Raw genomic sequence first — 6,042 nt, 5'->3', positions numbered from 1 at the left:
AAATCCGGCTCCCGCAACCACTGAAATAACATGTTTTATTAAATCTACACGCTAAAGCGTGTTTTTTTATGCCTGAAATTCAGTGAAGTAAATAGCTCGTCGGTCTCAACTCTCCATTAGCCAGCAAAGGTCATCTATCCAAATCCGGCTCCCGCAACCACTGAAATAACAAGTTCTATTAAATCGACACGCCTAAAGCGTGTTTTTTTATGTCTGAAATTCAGTGTAATGGATAGCTCATTGGTCTCAGCTCTCCATTAGCCAGCAAAGGTCGTCGATTCGCTCACCATAAACTCTGGCTCCCGCAACTAACTGAAATTACAATTTAGAATATTAAACAGACACGCCCAAAGCGTTTTTTTTATGCCTGAAATTCAGTAAGTGCAAAGATTAGGTGACTCATAACCCGAAGGTTGCCGTCACTGCGTGAGGCGCTCTCTCTTCATAAATTCTGGCTTCTGCCACTATCAAAATTACACGCCATACTAAATCGGCACGGCTAAAGCATGTGTTTATGGCTTAAGTTCAATGAATTAATTAGCTAGGTGTTTTAATAGTTAAGCTGATGAGCAAGTGTGACGCGAAAACTCAAAACATCTCTTTAATCTGTTTTTGAAGGAAATAATCTAATTCCATAACTAAATGGAATAACAAAGCAGATTCTATTCTTTTTTTATTCGCCAATACCCCGTTATTCTTCATGCTCAAAGAAACCTTTGAGGCGGGCGTTTACGCTTTAAAGTTGAAACAAATTTTAGGCAAACTGATTTACTTATAAAAGTAGTCATTTTGCAGTTAACTTTTAGGGTTACGGGGACGAATTCATGTTGTTAGGTCAACTCAATGCAGCGGCAAGCCCGCTATCGCAAGAGCAAGTACAAAAGCTACAAGGTTTAGTGGCTGAGCTTAATCCAATTCAGCAAGCTTGGGTGAGTGGTTACCTTGCTGCGAATGCAAATACTGCAGCCCTTGGTGGAGCTGTGGGCGCAGCACCGAGTGCAGGTGAAGCAGCGGCATTAACTATTTTATATGGTTCGCAAACCGGTAACTCAAAAGGTGTAGCAACTAAGCTGAAAGAACAAGCAGAGTCACGTGGTTTAGCTGTAAAACTGGTTAGCATGGCTGATTACAAACCAACGGCGTTGAAAAAAGAAAAGTTCTTAACCGTTGTTGTATCTACCTATGGTGAAGGTGAGCCACCAGAAGATGCAGAGACACTACACGAATTTCTAACCACCAAGAAAGCGCCTAAACTCGATGGCGTTAAAATCGCAGTCATTGGTTTAGGTGACTCGAGCTATGAGTTTTTCTGCCAGACAGCCAAAGATTTTGAAGAGCGCTTGACTAAGCTTGGTGCAGAGACTATTTATCAGCGTGCTGATTTAGATGTTGATTACGATGATGAAGCAGCTACCTGGATCACTGGCGCATTAGATGCCTTTGAGCCTGACTTAAAAGCACAGCAAGATGCAGGCGGCCAAGTAGTCTCTATGCCATTTGGCGCACCAGCAGCGGCTGCTAGCCAATACACTAAGCAAAACCCTTTTGCGGCAGAATTAAGCTTGGTACAAAAAATTACCGGTCGAGATTCAACTAAAGATGTACGCCACGTTGAAATCTCTCTTGAAGGGTCAGATATTACGTATACTCCTGGTGACTCACTGGGTGTGTATTTCTTAAATGATGAAGCATTGGTCGACGAAGTACTTGAACTGACGCAAATTGATGCAGCCAGTAAGGTTCAACTTGGCGATGAAGAGCTAAGCATTCGCGATGCATTAATTGAAAAATTAGAGCTGACTCAATCCTACCCAGGCTTTGTTGAAAAATACGCAGTGGCGACTGGTACACCTGAGCTATTAAAGCTGGTGGAAGATAAAGCGGCAATGCGTGAATACATTGAGCCTCGTCAAATATTTGATGTGATACGCCAAAATCCAGCAAAAATTGAACCACAAACCCTCGTAGATTGCCTGCGTAAGCTGCAAGCGCGTTTATATTCAATCGCTTCAAGCCAAGCTGAGGTTGAAGACGAAGTACATCTAACGATTGGTCTTGTTGAGTTTGATGCTTTTGGAAGTGAGCATTTAGGTGGCTGTTCAGGTTATTTGGCCCGCCGTGCTGAAGAAGGCTGCAAAGTAAAAGTATTTAGTGAGCATAACGACAACTTCCGTTTACCTAGCAATGACGACACACCAGTGATCATGGTCGGCCCAGGTACGGGTATCGCGCCGTTCCGCGCATTTTTACAAGAGCGTGATTCGCGTGAAGCATCGGGTAAAAACTGGTTGTTCTTTGGTAATCCTCACTTTACTCAAGATTTTTTGTATCAAGTAGAGATTCAAGGTTATTTAAAATCAGGCCTATTGAGCAAAGTTGATGTGGCATTTAGCCGTGACCAAGCTGACAAAGTCTATGTACAAGATAAGCTTCGCCAAAACAGTAAAGACGTTTTTGCATGGTTAGAAGCGGGCGCACACATCTACATTTGTGGTGATGCAAACCGTATGGCGAAAGACGTACACAATGCTTTGGTTGATATTATCAGCGAAAATACCGGCAAGAGCTTTGAAGAGTCTGACCAGTATTTAAAAGACTTACGTAGCGCAAATCGCTATCAGAAAGATGTGTACTAAGTACACAGTGCTTACTTTATAAAGCAACGCTAACAGCCGTCACTGTAACAAATTTAGGATTAAACATGAGCGAACAAGATAAAAACGTAAAGCTTTCTGATAACGAGCGTTTGAAAAGAGAAAGTAACTTTTTACGTGGCACTATAGAGCAAGATTTAAAAGACGAGATCACCGGTGGTTTTACCGCGGATAACTTTCAGTTAATTCGTTTCCACGGTATGTATCAACAAGATGACCGCGATATTCGTGGTGAGCGTGCTAAGCAAAAGCTTGAGCCACTACACAATGTAATGCTGCGTGCACGTATGCCGGGCGGTATTATCAAGCCAGAGCAGTGGCTTGCGATTGATAAATTTGCCGATGAGAAAACCAGCTACGGCAGTATCCGTTTAACAACGCGTCAAACATTTCAGTTTCATGGTGTATTAAAGCCAAATATTAAAGGCATGCACCAAATGCTTAACAGCGTAGGTATCGACTCAATTGCAACCGCAGGTGATGTGAACCGTAACGTACTATGTACTACTAACCCTGTTGAATCTGAGCTTCATCAAGAAGCATACGAGTGGGCGGCAAAAATCTCAGAGCATTTGTTACCAAAAACCAAAGCGTATGCAGAAATTTGGTTAAATGGCGAAAAAGCAGAAACCACTGAAGAGCCAATTTTAGGGTCTAATTACTTACCGCGTAAGTTTAAGACAACTGTGACTATTCCGCCTAATAATGAAGTAGACGTTCACGCAAATGACTTAAACTTTGTCGCCATTGCAGAAGATGGCAAGCTAATTGGCTTTAACGTGTTAGTTGGTGGTGGTCTTGCGATGACTCACGGCGATACTGCTACGTATCCACGTAAAGCGGACGACTTTGGTTTTATCACTCTAGAGGACACGTTAAAAATTGCTGAGCATGTTGTGTCAGTACAACGTGATTGGGGTAATCGTTCAAACCGTAAAAATGCAAAGACCAAATACACTTTAGACCGTGTTGGTTCAGATGTATTTAAAGCGGAAGTTGAAAAACGTGCCGGTGTTACCTTTGCTCCTAGCCGCCCATTTGAATTCACTCACCGAGGGGATCGTATTGGTTGGGTTGAAGGCATAGATGGCAAACACCACTTAACGTTATTTATTCAAAGTGGCCGTATACTCGATTACCCAGATAAGCCACTGAAAACAGGTTGTCGTAAAATTGCCGAGGTTCACCAAGGTGATATGCGCATGACGGCGAACCAAAATTTAATTATTGCCGGTGTGCCAGCTGATCAAAAAGCTGTGATTGAAGAAATTGCCCGTAACCACGGTTTAATTGACGATAAAGACACTGAGCAACGCAAAAATTCAATGGCCTGTGTGGCATTACCCACTTGCCCGCTTGCAATGGCAGAAGCTGAGCGTTACTTACCAAGCTTAGTTGAAAAGACCGAAGCACTGCTAGCTAAGCATGGTATTCCTGATGACAGTATCATCATGCGAGTGGTGGGTTGTCCCAATGGCTGTGGTCGCGCAATGTTAGCCGAAGCGGGATTAGTCGGTAAGGGCCCAGGTAAATATAACGTGTACTTAGGGGGCAACCTTGAAGGCACACGTATACCTAAATTGTATTTAGAAAATGTCGGTGAAGACGTTTACTTAGAGGCCTTTGACAAACTAATTGGTCAATGGGCGAGTGAGCGTAACGACGGCGAATGTTTTGGTGACTTTGTTATTCGTAAAGGCATTGTTGCTGAAGTTAAAGTGTCAGTCACTGATTTTCACGCTTAATTTAAAAGCAAGCAAGTGAGCTTGCTGAGGTTTGGAATTTACTATGAGTGAATTTAAAAACATATTACAGCTCGATAAAGAAAGCCAAGCGGCGTTGCTTGCAGATGCTAATGGCTTACTAAAAGGCTTAAACGCTGAACAACGTGTTGCTTGGGCGCTTGAAAATTTACCTGAGACGCAGTTTTTATCATCAAGCTTTGGTATTCAAGCTGCTGTGATGCTGCACTTAGTGACAACACAGCGCCCAGGCATCCCTGTGGTATTAACAGATACAGGTTACTTATTCCCTGAAACGTATCAGTTTATTGAGCAAATGACAGCGCGTTTATCACTTAATTTAAAAGTGTATAAATCAGCCCTTAGCCCTGCATGGCAAGAAGCTAAGTTTGGTAAGTTGTGGGAACAAGGCGAAGCCGGCATTAAGCAATATAATCAGCTTAATAAAGTAGAGCCCATGACTCGCGCGTTAAAAGAGATTGATGCTGGTACTTGGTTTAGTGGCCTACGCCGCGACCAAGCATCTACCCGTGCTGATAAGCAAATTGTTGAGATTAGCCGCGGTACGGTAAAAGTTTACCCAATCATTGAGTGGACTAATCGCGATGTGTATCAATATTTAACCAAGCATGACTTACCTTACCACCCGCTTTGGGAGCAAGGTTATGTGTCGATGGGTGATGTTCATACCACACGTAAATTAGAACCGGGTATGACAGAAGAGGAAACGCGCTTCTTTGGCTTAAACCGTGAATGCGGACTGCACATAGATGGTGACGGGATTTAATCCTAAATAGTTATCTGAATATTCCTAAACGCAGCTCAGCTGCGTTTTTTCATTTATGGCTAAAGTATACTCAATGAGTACTACTTAATGCGTACTCATTTATGAAACAAGTTTCTTTAGTTTTACTATTATTATTTTATAGCCAAGTGCATGCTGATACTTTTCGTTTAGCGTTGCCTGAAGATGATTACCCTCCATTTCATTTCGCTAACAGTGATAATGAGGGTATATTAAATAAAATTTTGTCTCTATTCTCAGCTGAAACTGGCTACATTATTGAAAAAGTGCTCGCATCTGAAATGCGGTCGGTTAAATTAGTGCGTGATAGTAAGGTTGATGCTCGACTTGAATCAAAGGCATGGCAGCCTGATAGTAGCCAGTACTATTGGAGCGATGGCATTGCTACAATAGAGGATATTATTGTTGTCAGTCAAAATGGGGATCCGGCCTCTTTTCATTCGCAAAATGAATCGATAGCAGGTGTGTTGCTCGCTAACTATGGGTATGTTTTTCCAGAATATGAGCAGTTACTAGCAGATCAGGTGATTCGTAGAGAGAACTTTTATTCTGATCTCGCTATTTTGCATAGCCTCTATAATAACCATAAAAATACACGTTTTACTATTATGTCTCGCGCTGTATTTAATTGGTATCGCCAAAAATTCCCTAAGTTTCATATTCTCAATACTAGCCACTTTAGTGTTGGAGAAGAGCCTCTTCAGTTACAGTTTTCATTTACGCCGCGAGGCAAAGTACGTGCAGATTCATTTAATAATTTTTTAAAAAAGCTGAAAGCTAATGGTGAGCTTGCTAGAATAATAAATAGCTATGAATAAGCTTATTTATTTTTAAATACACA

Annotated in this window: 4 protein-coding genes; all 4 read left to right on the top strand. The window is 41.9% G+C overall.

The window, feature by feature from the left end; all coding sequences use genetic code 11:
• Positions 1-824 precede the first annotated feature (824 nt).
• The 4 genes from CSC79_RS13835 (at position 825) to CSC79_RS13820 (ending at position 6,019) form a co-directional block, all read left to right on the top strand.
• Entirely contained in the window at positions 825-2,636 is a 1,812-nt protein-coding gene (locus tag CSC79_RS13835; RefSeq protein WP_099296353.1) for an assimilatory sulfite reductase (NADPH) flavoprotein subunit, read from the top strand.
• Positions 2,637-2,701: 65 nt separating this feature from the next.
• Entirely contained in the window at positions 2,702-4,399 is a 1,698-nt protein-coding gene (gene cysI / locus CSC79_RS13830) for an assimilatory sulfite reductase (NADPH) hemoprotein subunit (RefSeq protein WP_099296352.1), read from the top strand.
• 43 nt (positions 4,400-4,442) lie between these two features.
• Positions 4,443-5,183, top strand: coding sequence for a phosphoadenylyl-sulfate reductase (locus CSC79_RS13825; protein ID WP_099296351.1), 741 nt, complete (start codon positions 4,443-4,445; stop codon positions 5,181-5,183).
• Between the two features lie 101 nt (positions 5,184-5,284).
• A complete protein-coding gene (locus CSC79_RS13820; protein ID WP_099296350.1) occupies positions 5,285-6,019 on the top strand; it encodes a transporter substrate-binding domain-containing protein in 735 nt (244 codons plus the stop codon).
• Positions 6,020-6,042: the final 23 nt, after the last annotated feature.

Origin of the sequence: Pseudoalteromonas sp. 3D05 (assembly GCF_002723455.1) — a bacterium.
Taxonomy (GTDB): domain Bacteria; phylum Pseudomonadota; class Gammaproteobacteria; order Enterobacterales; family Alteromonadaceae; genus Pseudoalteromonas.
The sequence above is the reverse complement of the archived record's forward strand: the minus strand, read 5'-3'. Positions and strand labels throughout refer to the sequence as shown.

What these genes read in the sequence shown, in the direction of transcription:
- CSC79_RS13835 (WP_099296353.1), top strand. Translation starts at nt 825, where the DNA reads ATGTTGTTAGGTCAACTCAATGCAGCGGCAAGCCCGCTATCGCAAGAG.
- cysI (WP_099296352.1), top strand. Translation starts at nt 2,702, where the DNA reads ATGAGCGAACAAGATAAAAACGTAAAGCTTTCTGATAACGAGCGTTTG.
- CSC79_RS13825 (WP_099296351.1), top strand. Translation starts at nt 4,443, where the DNA reads ATGAGTGAATTTAAAAACATATTACAGCTCGATAAAGAAAGCCAAGCG.
- CSC79_RS13820 (WP_099296350.1), top strand. Translation starts at nt 5,285, where the DNA reads ATGAAACAAGTTTCTTTAGTTTTACTATTATTATTTTATAGCCAAGTG.